12 protein-coding genes, 4 tRNA genes and 1 riboswitch are annotated in these 15,580 nt (G+C 58.1%); of the genes, 10 read left to right on the forward strand and 6 right to left on the reverse strand.

The features are described from left to right. Nucleotides 1-51 precede the first annotated feature (51 nt). Nucleotides 52-561 (reverse strand): 6,7-dimethyl-8-ribityllumazine synthase, encoded by a 510-nt coding sequence (locus tag PMI18_RS06875; RefSeq protein WP_007904732.1) that lies wholly within the window; start codon nt 559-561, stop codon nt 52-54. Nucleotides 562-664: 103 nt separating this feature from the next. Continuing rightward, nucleotides 665-834: riboswitch (FMN riboswitch) on the reverse strand. 212 nt (nt 835-1,046) lie between these two features. Here PMI18_RS06875 and ltaE point away from each other — a divergent pair. The 7 genes from ltaE (at nt 1,047) to PMI18_RS06840 (ending at nt 7,011) form a co-directional block, all read left to right on the forward strand. After that, complete coding sequence (ltaE, locus tag PMI18_RS06870; protein WP_007904742.1) at nt 1,047-2,051, forward strand: low-specificity L-threonine aldolase; 1,005 nt, start codon at nt 1,047-1,049, stop codon at nt 2,049-2,051. Nucleotides 2,052-2,197: 146 nt separating this feature from the next. After that, nucleotides 2,198-4,819: an alanine--tRNA ligase gene (gene alaS / locus PMI18_RS06865; RefSeq protein ID WP_007904744.1), complete on the forward strand. Its 2,622-nt coding sequence runs from the start codon at nt 2,198-2,200 to the stop codon at nt 4,817-4,819. A 90-nt stretch (nt 4,820-4,909) separates the two neighbouring features. Then, nucleotides 4,910-6,151, forward strand: a complete 1,242-nt coding sequence (locus PMI18_RS06860; protein ID WP_007904746.1) for an aspartate kinase — start codon at nt 4,910-4,912, stop codon at nt 6,149-6,151. Nucleotides 6,152-6,337: 186 nt separating this feature from the next. Then, nucleotides 6,338-6,526, forward strand: a complete 189-nt coding sequence (csrA, locus tag PMI18_RS06855; RefSeq protein WP_002554426.1) for a carbon storage regulator CsrA — start codon at nt 6,338-6,340, stop codon at nt 6,524-6,526. Between the two features lie 62 nt (nt 6,527-6,588). Continuing rightward, nucleotides 6,589-6,679: transfer RNA gene (locus tag PMI18_RS06850), tRNA-Ser, on the forward strand. Nucleotides 6,680-6,786: 107 nt separating this feature from the next. Continuing rightward, nucleotides 6,787-6,863 (forward strand) — tRNA-Arg (locus tag PMI18_RS06845). A 71-nt stretch (nt 6,864-6,934) separates the two neighbouring features. After that, nucleotides 6,935-7,011 (forward strand) — tRNA-Arg (locus PMI18_RS06840). Nucleotides 7,012-7,030: 19 nt separating this feature from the next. Here the strand turns inward: PMI18_RS06840 and PMI18_RS06835 are convergent. Beyond that, complete coding sequence (locus tag PMI18_RS06835) at nt 7,031-7,546, reverse strand: hypothetical protein (RefSeq protein WP_007904751.1); 516 nt, start codon at nt 7,544-7,546, stop codon at nt 7,031-7,033. 321 nt (nt 7,547-7,867) lie between these two features. Between PMI18_RS06835 and mgtE the strand changes: the two genes are divergently transcribed. Next, on the forward strand, nt 7,868-9,310 hold the full coding sequence (mgtE, locus tag PMI18_RS06830) for a magnesium transporter (protein WP_007904752.1): 1,443 nt from the start codon (nt 7,868-7,870) through the stop codon (nt 9,308-9,310). Nucleotides 9,311-9,553: 243 nt separating this feature from the next. Here the strand turns inward: mgtE and PMI18_RS06825 are convergent, their stop codons facing one another. Then, nucleotides 9,554-9,880 carry an Arc family DNA-binding protein gene (locus PMI18_RS06825; RefSeq protein WP_003178899.1) on the reverse strand — a complete coding sequence of 109 codons (327 nt, stop codon included), beginning with the start codon at nt 9,878-9,880 and terminating at the stop codon, nt 9,554-9,556. Nucleotides 9,881-10,267: 387 nt separating this feature from the next. Here PMI18_RS06825 and phnN point away from each other — a divergent pair, with 387 nt between their 5' ends. Further along, nucleotides 10,268-10,840 (forward strand): phosphonate metabolism protein/1,5-bisphosphokinase (PRPP-forming) PhnN, encoded by a 573-nt coding sequence (phnN, locus tag PMI18_RS06820; RefSeq protein WP_007904754.1) that lies wholly within the window; start codon nt 10,268-10,270, stop codon nt 10,838-10,840. Here the strand turns inward: phnN and PMI18_RS06815 are convergent. Together PMI18_RS06815 and PMI18_RS06810 are read right to left on the reverse strand one after the other, a co-directional pair. Beyond that, complete coding sequence (locus tag PMI18_RS06815; protein WP_007904756.1) at nt 10,815-10,994, reverse strand: PA3371 family protein; 180 nt, start codon at nt 10,992-10,994, stop codon at nt 10,815-10,817. The genes phnN and PMI18_RS06815 overlap by 26 nt on opposite strands. A gap of 22 nt (nt 10,995-11,016) precedes the next feature. Beyond that, nucleotides 11,017-11,250 (reverse strand): hypothetical protein, encoded by a 234-nt coding sequence (locus tag PMI18_RS06810; RefSeq protein ID WP_007904779.1) that lies wholly within the window; start codon nt 11,248-11,250, stop codon nt 11,017-11,019. A 290-nt stretch (nt 11,251-11,540) separates the two neighbouring features. Between PMI18_RS06810 and PMI18_RS06805 the strand changes: the two genes are divergently transcribed. Beyond that, a tRNA-Arg gene (locus PMI18_RS06805) sits at nt 11,541-11,617 on the forward strand. 83 nt (nt 11,618-11,700) lie between these two features. On the opposite strand, the gene PMI18_RS06800 is transcribed toward PMI18_RS06805, so the two are convergent. Further along, on the reverse strand, nt 11,701-15,580 hold a 3,880-nt coding region (locus PMI18_RS06800), incomplete at its 5' end, for a beta strand repeat-containing protein (RefSeq protein WP_007904780.1).

Raw genomic sequence — 15,580 nt, forward strand, 5'->3', positions numbered from 1 at the left:
GTTGAATCGCCTTCGCGGGCAAGCCTCGCTCCTACAGGGATGGTTTTGTGTTTAGACCGCTACCGCGCGAGGCTCACTACGACGCAACGCCCGCATCTTGTGCAGCGTATCCGCGCATGTTTTCGCCGCTTCCTGGCCTTTATGCACGAAATGCTCGAAGAAGAACTTCTGATGCTCTTCGCCAGCATGGAAGTGGTGCGGGGTCAAAACCACCGAGAACACCGGCACTTCGGTTTCCAGTTGAACCTGCATCAAGCCACTGATGACTGACTGAGCGACGAATTCGTGGCGATAGATGCCGCCGTCGACCACCAGGCCCGCCGCGACGATGCCGGCATAACGGCCGGACTTGGCCAGCAACTTGGCATGCAGTGGAATTTCAAAGGCGCCGCCGACTTCGAAGAAATCGATGTCCGACTCCTGATAACCCTGAGCAATCATTTCGGCGACGAAGCCTTTACGGCTCTGATCGACGATTTCCTTGTGCCAGCAGGCCTGAATGAACGCGACGCGCTCGCTCTGATGGTTTTTGCTTTTGCTATCGATTGCGGTGGGTTGCATGTTCTGACTCCTGTTTGTGTGAAAAACAGGGCGTTATGAATCGAATGGGATTTAAGGGTATGCACGCTCGCACGAGTGCCTGCGGACAGCCCTTTGGCGCCAATCCCGTTCTCTCTTCATCCGGACTATGACCGTCGGCCCCGGGATCACACCGGGTCTGCTGACCTTGTCGCCATCACAGCCATTGCCGTGCTGCCGCCAAGCGCTCGCGGGCTATGCGCATTGCGCGCAATTACCGCCGGTGGGGAGTTACACCCCGCCCTGAGAACGTTTTGCCGCCAGATTGTTTGGCGGCGAAGCGTTTTTAACACATATTTTCGGGGCGTGCATATCCAATACCGGTCAATCAAAATGCAGAACCTGTGGGAGCGGGCTTTCTTGAGGAGTAACGTGCCTTTTCCTCGTTCAAGGCTTGATTATTCGGCGACTTGACCGCAGTAATTCCAATCCAAAAGGGATTTTCCCTGCTTACCGAGGCCAGATTCATGAGCGTTATCGATCTTCGCAGCGACACCGTCACCCAACCGACCGCAGGGATGCTCGACGCGATGGCCAATGCAGCCACCGGTGACGACGTTTATGGCGAAGATCCGACGGTCAACCGTCTGGAAGCCGAACTGGCAAAACGACTGGGTTTTGCCCAGGCGCTATTTGTCCCGACGGGCACCATGAGCAACTTGCTGGGCCTGATGGCCCACTGCGATCGCGGTGACGAATACATTGTCGGACAACAGGCTCACACCTATAAGTACGAAGGTGGCGGCGCGGCAGTGCTCGGTTCGATCCAGCCGCAGCCGCTGGAAGTGCAGGCCGATGGTTCGCTGGATCTGGCGCAGGTCGCCGCCGCGATCAAGCCGGATGACTTCCACTTCGCCCGCACCCGTTTGCTGGCGCTGGAAAACACCATGCAGGGCAAGGTTCTGCCGCTGGAATATCTGGCCCGGGCACGCCGTTTCACTCTGGAAAACGGCTTGGCGCTGCATCTGGATGGCGCGCGGCTCTACAATGCGGCGGTCAAGCTGGGTGTCGATGCCCGAGAGATCACTCAGCATTTCGATTCGGTTTCGGTCTGCCTGTCCAAAGGCCTGGGCGCGCCGATCGGTTCGGTGCTGTGCGGCTCGGTCGAGTTGATCGCCAAGGCGCGGCGTCTGCGCAAAATGGTCGGCGGCGGCATGCGCCAGGCCGGGATTCTCGCCGCAGCGGGGCTTTATGCGCTGGACAACAACGTTCAGCGCCTGGCAGATGATCATGCCAATGCGCACTATTTGGCCGACGGCCTGCGAGCAGCGGGCTATGAGGTCGAGCCGGTGCAGACCAACATGGTTTACGTGCAAATGGGCGACAAGGCCGAAGCGATCAAGGCTTTTGCCGCGACACGCGGGATCAAGCTCAGCGCTGCCGGTCGTCTGCGAATGGTCACGCACATGGACGTCAGTCGTGCGCAAATCGAGCAAGTCGTCGCCACATTTGCCGACTTTTCTCACAACTGACCGTGTTAGCCGTCCAATTGACTGTTTCTATCGTATAAACACGCTGTACCCCGCGCGCAGGGCCGATATAATGCGGCCCTTTGCCGTCGCTTCGTCTGTTGACGTTTCGCACAGGCCTTTGGCCGCAGCCTCCGTGGAAGAACCTAATGAAAAGCGCAGAAATCCGTGAAGCCTTCCTTCGCTTCTTCGAAGAGCAAGGCCACACCCGTGTAGCCTCCAGCTCTTTGATTCCGGGCAACGACCCAACCCTGCTGTTCACTAACGCGGGGATGAACCAATTCAAGGACTGCTTTCTGGGCCAGGAAAAGCGCGCGTACACCCGCGCTGTAAGCAGCCAGAAATGCGTGCGCGCCGGCGGCAAGCACAACGACCTGGAAAACGTCGGTTATACCGCCCGTCACCACACCTTCTTCGAAATGCTGGGTAACTTCAGCTTCGGTGATTATTTCAAGCGTGATGCCATCACCTACGCCTGGAACTTCCTGACCTCCGAAAAGTGGCTGAACCTGCCGAAAGAAAAGCTCTGGGTCACCGTCTACGCCAGCGATGACGAGGCGTACGACATCTGGACCAAAGACATCGGCGTGCCGGCCGAGCGCATGGTTCGCATCGGCGACAACAAGGGCGCGCCGTACGCGTCCGACAACTTCTGGACCATGGGCGATACCGGCCCATGCGGTCCTTGCACCGAGATTTTCTATGATCACGGCGCCGACATCTGGGGTGGCCCACCGGGTTCGCCGGAAGAAGACGGCGACCGTTACATCGAAATCTGGAACAACGTGTTCATGCAGTTCAACCGCACCGCCGATGGCGTGTTGCACCCGTTGCCAGCGCCGTCGGTGGACACCGGCATGGGCCTGGAGCGGATCAGTGCCGTGCTGCAACACGTTCACTCGAACTATGAAATCGACTTGTTCCAGAGCCTGCTGATTGCGTCGGCCAAGGCCATCGGTTGCACCAACGATGCTCAGGCGTCGCTGAAAGTCGTGGCTGACCACATCCGTTCCTGCGGCTTCCTGATTGCCGACGGCGTGCTGCCGTCCAACGAAGGTCGCGGTTATGTGCTGCGCCGGATCATTCGTCGCGCTTGCCGTCACGGCAACAAACTGGGCGCCAAGGGCAGCTTCTTCTACCAGATCGTTGCGGCGTTGGTCGCCGAGATGGGCGAAGCGTTCCCCGAGCTGAAATCCCAACAGGCGCACATCGAGCGCGTCCTGAAAGCCGAAGAAGAGCAATTCGCCAAGACCCTGGAACAGGGCCTGAAGATCCTCGAGCAGGATCTGGCCGAACTCAAAGGCGACGTGGTGCCGGGCGACGTGGTGTTCAAGCTTTACGACACGTACGGCTTCCCGATGGACCTGACCGGCGACATCGCTCGCGAGCGCAGCCTGACCATCGACGAAGAAGGTTTCGAGCGCGAAATGGAAGCCCAGCGCGTCCGTGCCCGCTCCGCCAGTTCCTTCGGCATGGACTACAACAGCCTGGTCAAGGTTGATGTGGCCACCGAGTTCACCGGTTACACCGCTCACAGCGGTTCCGCGAAAATCGTTGCTCTGTATAAAGACGGGCAATCGGTTGACGCACTGAGCGAAGGCGAAGAGGGCGTGGTCGTTCTCAATCAGACTCCGTTCTATGCCGAATCCGGTGGTCAGATTGGTGATTGCGGCTTCCTCCAGGCTGGCGCTGCGCGTTTCGACGTGCGCGACACCACCAAGACCGGCGGTGCGTTCCTGCACCACGGTGTGCTGGATTCGGGCAGCCTGATCGTTGGCGCTCCGGTCGAGACTCATGTCGATGCCGACGTGCGTCACGCGACTTCGCTGAACCACTCCGCCACTCACTTGCTGCACGCTGCATTGCGTCAGGTACTGGGCGAGCACGTTCAGCAGAAAGGCTCGTTGGTCGACAGTCAGCGTCTACGCTTTGACTTCAGCCACTTCGAGGCGATCAAGCCTGAACAGTTGAAGGCGCTGGAAGACATCGTCAACGCCGAGATTCGCAAGAATTCCGAAGTTGAAACCGAAGAAACCGACATCGAAACCGCCAAGCAAAAAGGCGCCATGGCGCTGTTCGGCGAGAAGTACGGCGACAGCGTGCGCGTGCTGAGCATGGGCGATTTCTCTGTCGAGTTGTGCGGCGGTATTCACGCCACCCGTACCGGCGACATCGGCCTGCTGAAAATCATCAGTGAAGGCGGTGTTGCTTCCGGCGTGCGTCGTATCGAGGCAGTGACCGGTGCAGCTGCGCTGGCCTACTTGAACGCGGCAGAAGAACAACTCAAGGAGGCGGCCAACCTGGTCAAGGGCAGCCGCGATAACCTGATCGACAAGCTGTCGGCTGTGCTGGAGCGCAACCGTCTGCTGGAGAAGCAACTCGAGCAGTTGCAGGCCAAGGCGGCCAGCGCGGCGGGCGACGATCTGTCGGCTTCTGCCCTGGACGTCAAAGGCGTGAAAGTGCTGGCCGTGCGTCTGGACGGTCAGGACGGCAAAGCGCTGCTGGCGCTGGTCGATCAATTGAAAAACAAACTCGGCCGCGCAGTGATCCTGCTCGGCAGTGTCCATGAGGAAAAGGTCGTTCTGGTTGCAGGCGTGACCAAAGACCTGACTGGCCAACTCAAAGCCGGTGATTTGATGAAACAGGCTGCTGCGGCAGTGGGCGGGAAGGGCGGTGGTCGTCCAGACATGGCGCAGGGCGGTGGTGTTGACGCTGGCGCACTGGATGCCGCATTGGCCCTGACTGTTCCATTTGTAGAGCAGGGTTTATAAGGCAGTGTGTCTGGCCTGCGGTCTAGTGGCGGGCCAGAACGCTGTTTGAGTGATTATTGGGCGCCCTTCATGGGCAGAGGCGGCTTTGAAATGGCTTTGATCGTACAGAAATTTGGAGGCACCTCAGTCGGCACTGTCGAGAGAATCGAGCAGGTCGCCGACAAGGTTAAGAAATTCCGCGAGGCGGGCGATGACCTGGTGGTTGTGCTGTCTGCAATGAGCGGCGAAACCAACCGTCTGATCGATCTGGCCAAGCAAATCAGTGGCGACGGCCAGCCGGTTCCTCGTGAGCTGGATGTGATCGTATCCACCGGTGAGCAGGTGACGATTGCACTGTTGGCCATGGCGCTGATCAAGCGTGGCGTGCCAGCGGTGTCGTACACCGGCAACCAGGTACGGATTCTGACGGATAGCGCGCACAATAAAGCGCGTATCTTGCAGATTGATGACCAGAAGATTCGCGGTGACCTGAAGGCCGGTCGTGTGGTGGTTGTCGCCGGTTTCCAGGGCGTCGACGAGCACGGCAATATCACCACCCTCGGTCGTGGCGGTTCCGACACCACCGGCGTGGCGCTGGCGGCAGCCCTGAAGGCTGACGAATGCCAGATCTACACCGACGTCGACGGCGTCTACACCACCGACCCGCGTGTGGTGTCCGTGGCTCAGCGCCTGGACAAGATCACCTTCGAAGAGATGCTGGAAATGGCCAGCCTCGGTTCCAAGGTGTTGCAGATCCGTGCGGTGGAATTCGCCGGCAAGTACAACGTTCCGCTGCGCGTACTGCACAGCTTCAAGGAGGGTCCGGGCACCCTCATTACTATTGATGAAGAGGAAACCATGGAACAGCCGATCATTTCCGGCATCGCTTTCAACCGCGATGAAGCCAAGCTGACCATCCGTGGCGTGCCAGACACCCCGGGCGTGGCGTTCAAGATTCTCGGCCCGATCAGTGCCGCGAACATCGAAGTCGACATGATCGTGCAGAACGTTGCGCACGATAACACCACCGACTTCACCTTCACCGTGCACCGCAACGACTACCAGGCGGCGCACACCGTGCTGGAAAACACCGCTCGCGAGATCGGTGCCCGTGAAATCGTTGGCGACACCAAGATTGCCAAGGTCTCGATCGTCGGCGTCGGCATGCGCTCCCACGCAGGCGTAGCCAGCCGCATGTTCGAATCCCTGGCGAAAGAGAGTATCAACATCCAGATGATCTCGACGTCGGAAATCAAGGTGTCGGTGGTGATCGAAGAGAAGTACCTGGAACTGGCTGTGCGCGCTCTGCACACGGCTTTCGAACTGGATGCGCCGGCCCGACAGGGCGAGTAATGCGCTTCCCGAAGGGCGCGGTCTGACCGCGCCCTTCGTTTTTTTGAATGGCGCGTACCAAAACTGTTCTTTTGCTCGCGCTAGTCAATACTCAGGCATGTAGGGCTGCGATCGTTCTGGTTGTAGGTCGAATGCCTTTTTTTTGCAGACTGTTGTCCCTGAAATGAAATGCGTGAGGAGAAAGGTATGCTGATTCTGACTCGTCGGTGCGCAGAAAGCCTGATTATTGGTGATGGCGAAATCACTGTGACCGTGCTCGGCGTTAAAGGAAATCAAGTGCGTATCGGTGTCAACGCCCCGAAAGAGGTTGCGGTCCACCGTGAAGAAATTTACCTGCGTATAAAGAAAGAGAAGGACGAAGAACCAAGCCATTAATTTTTATCGTTTTTTATGTTTGCAAACGGGGAAAAGGTTGGTTAAGATACGCCCCGTGTTGCGGAGAGCTGGCCGAGTGGCCGAAGGCGCTCCCCTGCTAAGGGAGTACACCTCAAAAGGGTGTCGGGGGTTCGAATCCCCCGTTCTCCGCCATTATTTGCGTAGTACGTTGTAATCTGGCTTCTTCGGTAAGTTGTTGAAATTACTAGAAAAAGTGCTTTACAAAAAGATTCAACGGCCTATAATGCGCGGCAACAAATGCACTCGTAGCTCAGCTGGATAGAGTACTCGGCTACGAACCGAGCGGTCACAGGTTCGAATCCTGTCGAGTGCACCATTTAAGAGTTGTTTGCAGTAATGTGAATAACTTGGCTTCAACCAGTTGTGATCTGGTATAAAAACACAAATGCACTCGTAGCTCAGCTGGATAGAGTACTCGGCTACGAACCGAGCGGTCACAGGTTCGAATCCTGTCGAGTGCACCAAACAACAAAAAGCCCGCGTTTAACGCGGGCTTTTTGCCGTCTGCGATTTGGCTTTTCCTTTGGTGCAACCTTTCTCGTCGAACTCGATGTTTGCACTACGACCTCGCTTGTTGTCGTAGCGGTAGCTTGTGGCTGAATTGCGGGTGCTGATCTTGTCGGGCTTGCCAAGCGCGCTTTCGACCTCCTGCTGAGTCATGCCGGCAACGACTCGCTGATTGATGATCGCTATGCGGCGTTCCTTCGCGCTGAGCAGATCTCCACATTTGCCCTCGGACTGACCCACGACCGTCGGTTCTCTCCTTTGGATTTTCATACCTGATGTTTCGCGAGCATCGGCTTCTGGCATCAGGGGTATCGCGCTGCCTGGCAAAAAAGTGCGTACGTCCTGAAGTGAGAGGCTTTCTCCAGCCGTACAGCTCAAGGTTGTGAAGGTGATGTGTCCATTGGCGGCTTCGCACCGGTGAACGGTCGTAGCAAGCGCCTGGGGCGGCAGGCAGAGCAGGGCGGCAAGCAAGTAACGAGCAATCGATGGCATTCGACGTCCTCCATGACGGTCTCCATCAAGGGTAGTCATTACATTTTCAGGCGGCAGTGTGTTTTCTTTTCAGGATAAGTCGTCGCAGTTTCATGGATCAGGATGGCGCTCAGGTTTGTCTCGCAAGCACTTGTTTCAGCCGCGATTTTTTAACGTTTAAAACCATCAGGCGGTGTTATCATTGCGCCCGTCAGCCCCGCCGGGGCTTGTGGAATACCTCCATGGACTTACCCAGTAGTTACTCAGTACCCCGTTTCTACAATCATGAATTGACCGATTGATCCTTCCGGCGTGCCCCGCTGCTGGGAGTGGAGTTCGCCTATGTCTGAAGTTGAAGTAAAGAAAACGCAGGAAAGCTTGCAAGACCGCCTCGCTCAAGTCGTTGAGCTGCTGCAGCGCCAGCGGGTGGTCGAAGACCTGACTCATCGCCAGGAAGGTCCGCATCACGACCGGGTCGAGAACCTGGTTCACCGGCAAAACCTCGTCGAGTTGCAACGCAAACTCGATGATCTGCACTCCGCTGACGTTGCCTACATCCTTGAAGCCTTGCCGCTGGACGATCGCCTGACGGTCTGGCAATTGGTCAAGGCTGATCGTGATGGCGACATCCTGCTCGAAGTATCCGATTCGGTTCGTGAAACCCTGATCGCCGACATGGACGATCACGAGCTCCTGGCGGCGGCCAAGGACATGGATGCCGACGAACTCGCTGACCTGGCCTCCGAGCTGCCGCGAGACGTCGTCCATGAGCTGATGGAAACCCTCGATAATCAACAGCGTGAGCGCGTCCGCTCCGCGTTGTCCTATGACGAGGAGCAGGTCGGTGCACTGATGGACTTCGAGATGGTGACCATCCGTGAGGATGTCAGTCTCGAAGTGGTTTTACGTTATCTGCGCCGTCTCAAAGAGCTGCCAAGCCACACCGACAAACTGTTCGTGGTCGATTACGACGGCGTTCTCAAGGGCGTGTTGCCGATCAAGCGTCTGCTGGTCAACGACCCGGAAAAGCAAGTGTCGGAAGTCATGGCCAGCGACCCGGTGAGTTTTCATCCGGACGAAGACGCTTACGAGGCCGCTCAAGCATTCGAACGTTACGACTTGATCTCGGCCCCCGTAGTCGACAAGAACGGCAAGCTGATCGGTCGTCTGACCATCGATGAAATGGTCGACCTGATTCGTGAAGAGAGCGAAAACGAAGTTCTCAACATGGCGGGTCTGCGTGAAGAAGAAGATATTTTCGCGTCAGTCTGGAAGTCCCTGCGCAACCGTTGGGCCTGGCTGGCGGTGAACCTGATTACCGCGTTCATTGCATCCCGGGTGATCGGCCTTTTCGAAGGTTCGATCGAGAAACTGGTAGCCCTTGCGGCATTGATGCCGATCGTTGCCGGTATCGGTGGCAACTCGGGTAACCAGACGATCACCATGATCGTTCGGGCCATGGCGCTGGACCAGGTCAGTACCGGCAATACCTCGCGGCTGATGCGCAAGGAGTTGGCGGTCGGCTTGATCAATGGTCTGGTCTGGGGCGGCGTGATTGGCATGGTGGCCTATCTGCTTTATGGCAGTTGGTCCCTGGGCGTGGTGATGACCGCCGCCATGACGCTTAACCTGTTGCTTGCGGCATTGATGGGGGTTTTGATTCCGATGACCCTGGCGCGGCTTGGGCGCGACCCGGCAATGGGTGCCAGTGTGATGATCACTGCCATGACCGACAGCGGTGGCTTTTTCATCTTCCTCGGGCTGGCGACGATTTTCCTGCTTTAACGTCCTGCTTAAAAAGAACCCGCCAATCGGCGACGAGAATCCTGTGGGAGCGTGGCTTGCCCGCGAAAAATGCCCCGCGGTTTTTCAGGTACTGCGCGTCAGCGTTCTTCGCGGGCAAGCCACGCTCCCACAGGTTCTACGTCTTGACTTACCGGTATTACCCGCCAATCGGCGGGTTTTTTTTAGCCAAATTTCAGGCAAAAAAAAGCCAGCAATTACGCTGGCTTGAGCTTTCGGGATGAATCAGGAAGCGTCTGCGGCCATTTCGGCGTCATGGGCGATCAGCGAAACCAGAGCGTTTTGCTGACGGTGGGAGAGTTGGCGGAAGCGTTGCAGCAGTTCGCGTTCATGCAATGACAGCTCGGGGCTGTCCAGGCGCATGCTCAATTCTTCACCCAACGCGCCTTCCTGAATAAGACTCTGCTCAAGGCGCGCGATGATTTCGGAGTTCATGCTGCGATGATGATTGCGAGCCACCTCGGCAATGCGTTCACGCATTCCGTCTGGCAGACGTACGACGAACTTGTCAGCCGTACGGCTGGAATAAATTGCCTGTTTCAATGGGCGCATATATTTAACCGGTTAGTTCAGGGGAGCGGTTCTCGGGATAGGCCGCAGGATGTCAGATAGGACAAGCACTCCGGCCAAATGTTCAACCTGAATTGATAGAGGCGCGCATCATGCCTCAAATTAGCCAGATCATTGGCGTCAATTCTGTGACAAATATTGATCTGGGTAAAGGCTTAATGCCAGCACCTATTATCAGAAATGCGGACTGGTTTGAAAATAATCCATGAGTCCGTATCGCTGAACCGCGTCCTCTTGCCCGACAGGTGATGCCCGAAGACGCCTGAAGGTGCATGCTATGCGGATTCGATCCTTGTTCCTTACCTTATACAGGATAGTGGCAAATGGCCGATTTACTAGTGTGGGCACGTGGCGCGGGATAATTTCAGGATGGATGGCAGGCTGATTTATTTGATGGGGCCCTCGGGATCCGGCAAGGACAGCCTCATCGAAGCTGCGCGTGGGCCGCTGCGCGCGGGCAATTGTGAAGTCGTGCGCCGCGTTATCACGCGCTCGGCAGAGTCCGTGGGGGAAGACGCCATCGAGGTTTCCCGCGAAGAGTTCGAACGACGCAGAGCCAAAGGGGATTTTGCATTGTCGTGGCAAGCCAATGGGCTGAATTACGGCATTCCTGTGCGTATAGACCAATGGCTTGCGGACGGTCGCGATGTGTTGATCAACGGTTCGCGCGGGCACCTGGCAGAAGCGCAACAGCGTTATCCCACGCTATTGCCGGTGCTGTTGACGGTCAAGGATGAAGCCCTGCGCGAGCGCCTGCTACGGCGAGGGCGTGAGAGCCCGGCAGAAATTGAAGCAAGACTGCACCGTAATGCGCTGTTCACCGCTGATGATTCAATCGGTGATCTGCAGATCCGCCGCCTCGATAACTCCGGCGACCTTGCAGGCACCGTTGCCAATCTTCTGAAGCTACTGAGTCTCAGCGCAACACCGGATCGAACTTGATCTTGCGCCCGGCGATCAGCGCCAGCACGAACAGCGCACCGAACACGCCGCAGGCAATCAGGGGCAGGGTGACGACCGTGTCCTGGACCAATGACAGATGAAGGATGCCACTCAGTAAAGCGAGGATGAAAAATCCTGCGGCTGATTTGGACATGCTGTGCTCCTGATGGGGTGATTCAAAATACCAAGCGTTCGAAAGACTGTGTGCGCAGCTGAACAGCCTCCTGGCTCACCTCTTGGCTGACAAAACCGCGTTGATCGCTCATGACTGCCAACTGCGGCGTTTTCTGCAGTTGCAGGTAATGGGGGATGCGTTGAACAATCGTTGCAACGTCGTTTTCGGGGAAGAAATGAAAACCCACCAGAACCGCCAAAGCGACTGCGTTCGCGACTAAAAGAGCGCTGTTCATGGGGCTGATCTCCAGTGTTCTGTGAGAACAGTCGAAGCAGCCCGCATGCCAAAAGTCTAACGGCTATTAAATCCTTTAAAAACAACGAATTAAGATATTTTTGCAAAATGCCCACATTGCATTTTGCAATGATGGCATTTTGCGGTGATGCAATTTGCACGGTAAACAAAGCCACGCCACCTTGAGGCGTCTGCCTACACTTAAAAAGCCTACGGACGACATGACAAAAGCGGGCCTGCCCGTTAACATGCACGCCGTCCATCGCTGCGCATTCCTTGCGGGCGACTTGTGTCTCAGTAGCTCAATTGGATAGAGCATCCCCCTCCTAAGGGGAAGGTTGGCAGTTCGAACCTGCCCTGGGACACCATATATTTGAAAGCCCCACGCAGAGTGATCTGGTGGGGCTTTTTTGTGGTTGTCTGCAGCGGTGGATTCAACTCCAGCCCAACATCAAGCCGTCAGCGTATGGTCAGCCTCCCCAAACCAGGTGCGCACCAGATCGGTACCGCTCGTGCCAGTGTTGGCAAGAACCGCCACATCGGCGAAGTTCGCACCATTGGCTGTGCCATCGGCATCCACCTTCACGGTGATGTCGCTGCCTGATTGCGCCAGTTGGACGAAGTCGGACGCCTGGCTGATACCGCTAACGAAGTTGGCGCTGAGCAGGGCAGAGAGGTCGAGTGCGTCGCCTTCGGCGAAGTTGTAGTCGAGGATGGTGTCCCCGCCTTCAGCCGCGTTGAGATAGGCGAACATATCGGCTCCCGCGCCACCGCTGAGCGTGTCCTCCCCACCACGACCTGCGAGAATGTCGTTGCCGTCGCCGCCACTGAGTGCGTCTGCTGCCATGCTGCCCACGAGTGTGCCGCTGGATGCGCCGTTGTAACTGACCTGGGTACCGGCCTCGCCGTCGGTGACCTGGAAGTCCTCCACTGTGTAGCGCCCTAGCAGGTTCACCTCGGCCCGATGCGTGCCGTCGTCCACCGTTAGCAGGCCGCCAGCGCCAGAGGCGTTGGCGCTGTAGCTGAGTTGGGTGTTGGCGCCGAAGGCTATATTGCCGAACGTCAACATGTCATCGCTCTCCAGGCCGAGGATGCCGACCAGCGAGCCCGCCGCTTCGGCCTGGGCGATCACCAGCGTGCCTGCACCTTCGCCGTGGAAGGCGACGGACCCGTGTGCGGCGCCGGAGAAGGTCAGGGTCGCGTCGCCGTCGATGGTGGCGCTGCCGTTGCCCATCACGTCGGCCAGCAGGCGCATGTCGCCGCCGTTGGCCCACAAGTGACCGGAGTTGTCGACCGCACTGGCTACCGTCATGCCGCCTTCACCCGTGGACTCCAGTACCCCGCTGTTGGTGATGGTGTGGGTGCCGGTATCGAGCACCAGGCTGTTCAGTCCGCTGGCCAGGATCAAGCCTGCATTGACCAATACCAACTGCCCGGCGCCCAACTGGCCGGCGCCGGAAATGCGGTTGTCGACGTTGGTCAGCACGGTGTCGGCGCTGCCACCGAAAATCACGTTCTGCGCGCTGTCGGATAGCTGCACCTGACCGCCACCGGTCAAGGACGCGCCACGAAACAGAATCTCGAGACTGGTCGCGCTGCCGGTGGAGCCGAGTTCGATGGTGCCGCTGTTATGGATGCTGCCACCGAACGGCATGATTGCGCCGTCGGCAATGGTGAGGGTACCGGTATTGGTCATGACCGGGTCCACATCGAACTGGAAGTTCGCTTCGCTCAAGTTCGCCGCATCGACACCTTTCAGGGTGACCGACTGGCCGGAGCCGATGCTGACCAGCGCATTGCCGTTGGCGTCGTTAGCGATACTCAAGTCAGCAAAACCGGTGACACCGGCGAAGCCGATCAGGTCGATCTTGTCTGCCGTGACATCAAAGCTGTAGATCTGGTTGTTGCCGATCGGCTGGGCGAAGACGAACGTGTCGGCACCGGACGAGCCAGTCAGGTTGTCGTCAGCGGACAAGGCGAAGATTGGCGCGTCGGGGGCATAGACTTCGATGTTGTTGAACACATAGGCGCTGCCGTCGCTGCCGTCACTATTGCTCCAGTACATATTGACATCAAGCACCAACGCTCCCGTGAAGTCGCTTGGGGTTGTCACCGTCAATGTGCCGGGATCGCTGGTCTGCACGGTCCAGGTGCCGTCGCCGTTGTCGGTTCCCGCATTGAATATCCATCCCGAGGGAACACCGCTGATTGACACCGTTATCGGGCCGCTAACATCGGTCGACGGAGTAGTGAGGGCTAGATTGATAGGTTCGCCGGCAACGCCAGCCGGAAGGTTTGCACTGCTTCCGGCAGCGCCAGCATTACCCGCCAGATCGGTGTAGCTGTTCGCACTAACGTCGACTTTCACGCTACCGATCAGCGTTCTGGTCAGCGTCGCCGTATAGGTATCGCCGTCTACCTGCGTGAAGTTACTCCAGGTTCCGCGAGGCGTTGGTCCCGATGCGCTTACCGTGACGTCCGAAAGGTTGAAACCGCTTACTGTCTCACTGAACTGGAAAGTGACTGTCGATACTGAGCCGATCGAATTCCCTAGCGCGGTCCCCGTCACTACCACCGTCGGTGCCACGGTATCAACCGGAGTTTCAACTACGTTCTGCACGTTTACCGTCATCGTCTGCGTGTCGGTTCCGCCATTACCGTCGGCCACCTGAACGTCCACAACGTAGGCGTTGTCGCCGTCAGCTCCACCGACATCCAGGGGATTCTCGTAATCGGGCGCTGAATTGAACGTCAGCACCCCGCTCGAACTGATCGAGAACTTGCTGAAGTCCGTTCCGGCCGTATTCAGGATCGAGTAGCTCAGGGTTTGCGACGCAAGATCAGCATCCGTCGCCGTCACTGTCGTGACCACCGTGCTGTTCTCCGCCACGCTGACCGAAGCCGTCGTACCACCGCTGTTGGAGGTGATCGTTGGCGAGTCGTTGCTGCCGTTGATGGTCACCGTCACTGCAGTCGAGGTGCCGTCGGCACTGAGTACGGTGAAGGTGTCGGTCAGGCTGTCGCCGACATTAAGTGAGTCGAAGGCCGAGTTGGCGGTATAGCTCCAGTTACCCGCGGCATCGATGGCGAAGGTTCCGTTGGCGCCGGCGGTAGCGGATTGGGCCTGGAAGGTTTGCGGGCTGTCGATATCGCTGATGGTGAGACTGCCGCCGGTGGTGAGTGGGGCATTGGTTTCGGTCAGCGTGACGCTGGCTGAGGACAGCACTGCGGCATCATTGGTCCCGAGGATATGCACGGTGACCGAAGTGAGGGTGCCGTCGGCGCTGCTCACGACGAAGGTGTCGGTGTAGGTGGTGCCGGCGACGAACTCGTTGTGAGCGGAGTTGGCGACATAGGTCCAGGCACCATTGGTGCCGATGGAGAACTGGCCGTAGCTGCCGGCGGTGTTGGTCTGGGTGACGAAGGTTGCCGCGCTGTCGACGTCGCTGATGGTCAGCGTGCCGTTGGTGGTCAGTGGGGCATTGGTCTCGGTGAGGTTAGCGATGTCGGCGGACAACACGGCGGCATCGTTGGTGCCGAGGATATGCACGGTGACCGAAGTGAGGGTGCCGTCGGCGCTGCTCACGACGAAGGTGTCGGTGTAGGTGGTGCCGGCGACGAACTCGTTGTGAGCGCTATCGGCGACATAGTTCCAGGCACCATTGGTGCCGATGGAGAACTGGCCGTAGCTGCCGGCGGTGTTGGATTGCGCGACGAAGGTCGCGGCGCTGTCGATGTCGCTGATGGTCAGGGTGCCGTTGGTGGTAAGCGGGGCATTGGTTTCGGCCAGCGTGACGCTGGCCGAGGACAGCACGGCGGCGTCGTTAGTGCCGCTGACGGTAACGGTCACCAGCTGAGTGTCGACGCCACCCAGGCCATCGCTGACCTGCACGCTGAACACTTCATCGTGACTCTCGCCAGCCCCCAGCGACTGCACCGCACTGGCGACGCCATCGGTGCCATTGGCCAAGGTGTACGTCCACTGGCCGCTGCTATTCACCGCAATCGAACCGTAAGTGCCCGAAGCCGAGCCATTGACGCTCCAGGTCGCGGTGGCATCGTGATCGATGTCGGCCGAGCTGAACTGGCCGCTGACGCTGAGGGTGGTGTCTTCCTGCACGGTGCCGACATCATTGCCGGTCACGAAACTGAGTACCGGGGCGTCGTTGCTGCCGGTGACGGTGACAGTCACCAGTTGAGTATCGACGCCGCCCAAGCCATCGCTGACCTGCACGGTGAACACTTCATTATGACTTTCGCCAGCCTTCAATGACTGCACCGCACTGGCGACACCATCGGTGCCATTGGCCAGGGTGTACGTCCACTGGCCG

The organism is Pseudomonas sp. GM102, assembly GCF_000282555.1.
Taxonomy (GTDB): Bacteria; Pseudomonadota; Gammaproteobacteria; order Pseudomonadales; family Pseudomonadaceae; genus Aquipseudomonas.

Bases quoted from the DNA above. Each gene is read 5' to 3' on its own strand.
- PMI18_RS06875 (WP_007904732.1), bottom strand. From the start codon at position 561: ATGCAACCCACCGCAATCGATAGCAAAAGCAAAAACCATCAGAGCGAG.
- ltaE (WP_007904742.1), top strand. From the start codon at position 1,047: ATGAGCGTTATCGATCTTCGCAGCGACACCGTCACCCAACCGACCGCA.
- alaS (WP_007904744.1), top strand. From the start codon at position 2,198: ATGAAAAGCGCAGAAATCCGTGAAGCCTTCCTTCGCTTCTTCGAAGAG.
- PMI18_RS06860 (WP_007904746.1), top strand. From the start codon at position 4,910: ATGGCTTTGATCGTACAGAAATTTGGAGGCACCTCAGTCGGCACTGTC.
- csrA (WP_002554426.1), top strand. From the start codon at position 6,338: ATGCTGATTCTGACTCGTCGGTGCGCAGAAAGCCTGATTATTGGTGAT.
- PMI18_RS06835 (WP_007904751.1), bottom strand. From the start codon at position 7,546: ATGCCATCGATTGCTCGTTACTTGCTTGCCGCCCTGCTCTGCCTGCCG.
- mgtE (WP_007904752.1), top strand. From the start codon at position 7,868: ATGTCTGAAGTTGAAGTAAAGAAAACGCAGGAAAGCTTGCAAGACCGC.
- PMI18_RS06825 (WP_003178899.1), bottom strand. From the start codon at position 9,880: ATGCGCCCATTGAAACAGGCAATTTATTCCAGCCGTACGGCTGACAAG.
- phnN (WP_007904754.1), top strand. From the start codon at position 10,268: ATGGATGGCAGGCTGATTTATTTGATGGGGCCCTCGGGATCCGGCAAG.
- PMI18_RS06815 (WP_007904756.1), bottom strand. From the start codon at position 10,994: ATGTCCAAATCAGCCGCAGGATTTTTCATCCTCGCTTTACTGAGTGGC.
- PMI18_RS06810 (WP_007904779.1), bottom strand. From the start codon at position 11,250: ATGAACAGCGCTCTTTTAGTCGCGAACGCAGTCGCTTTGGCGGTTCTG.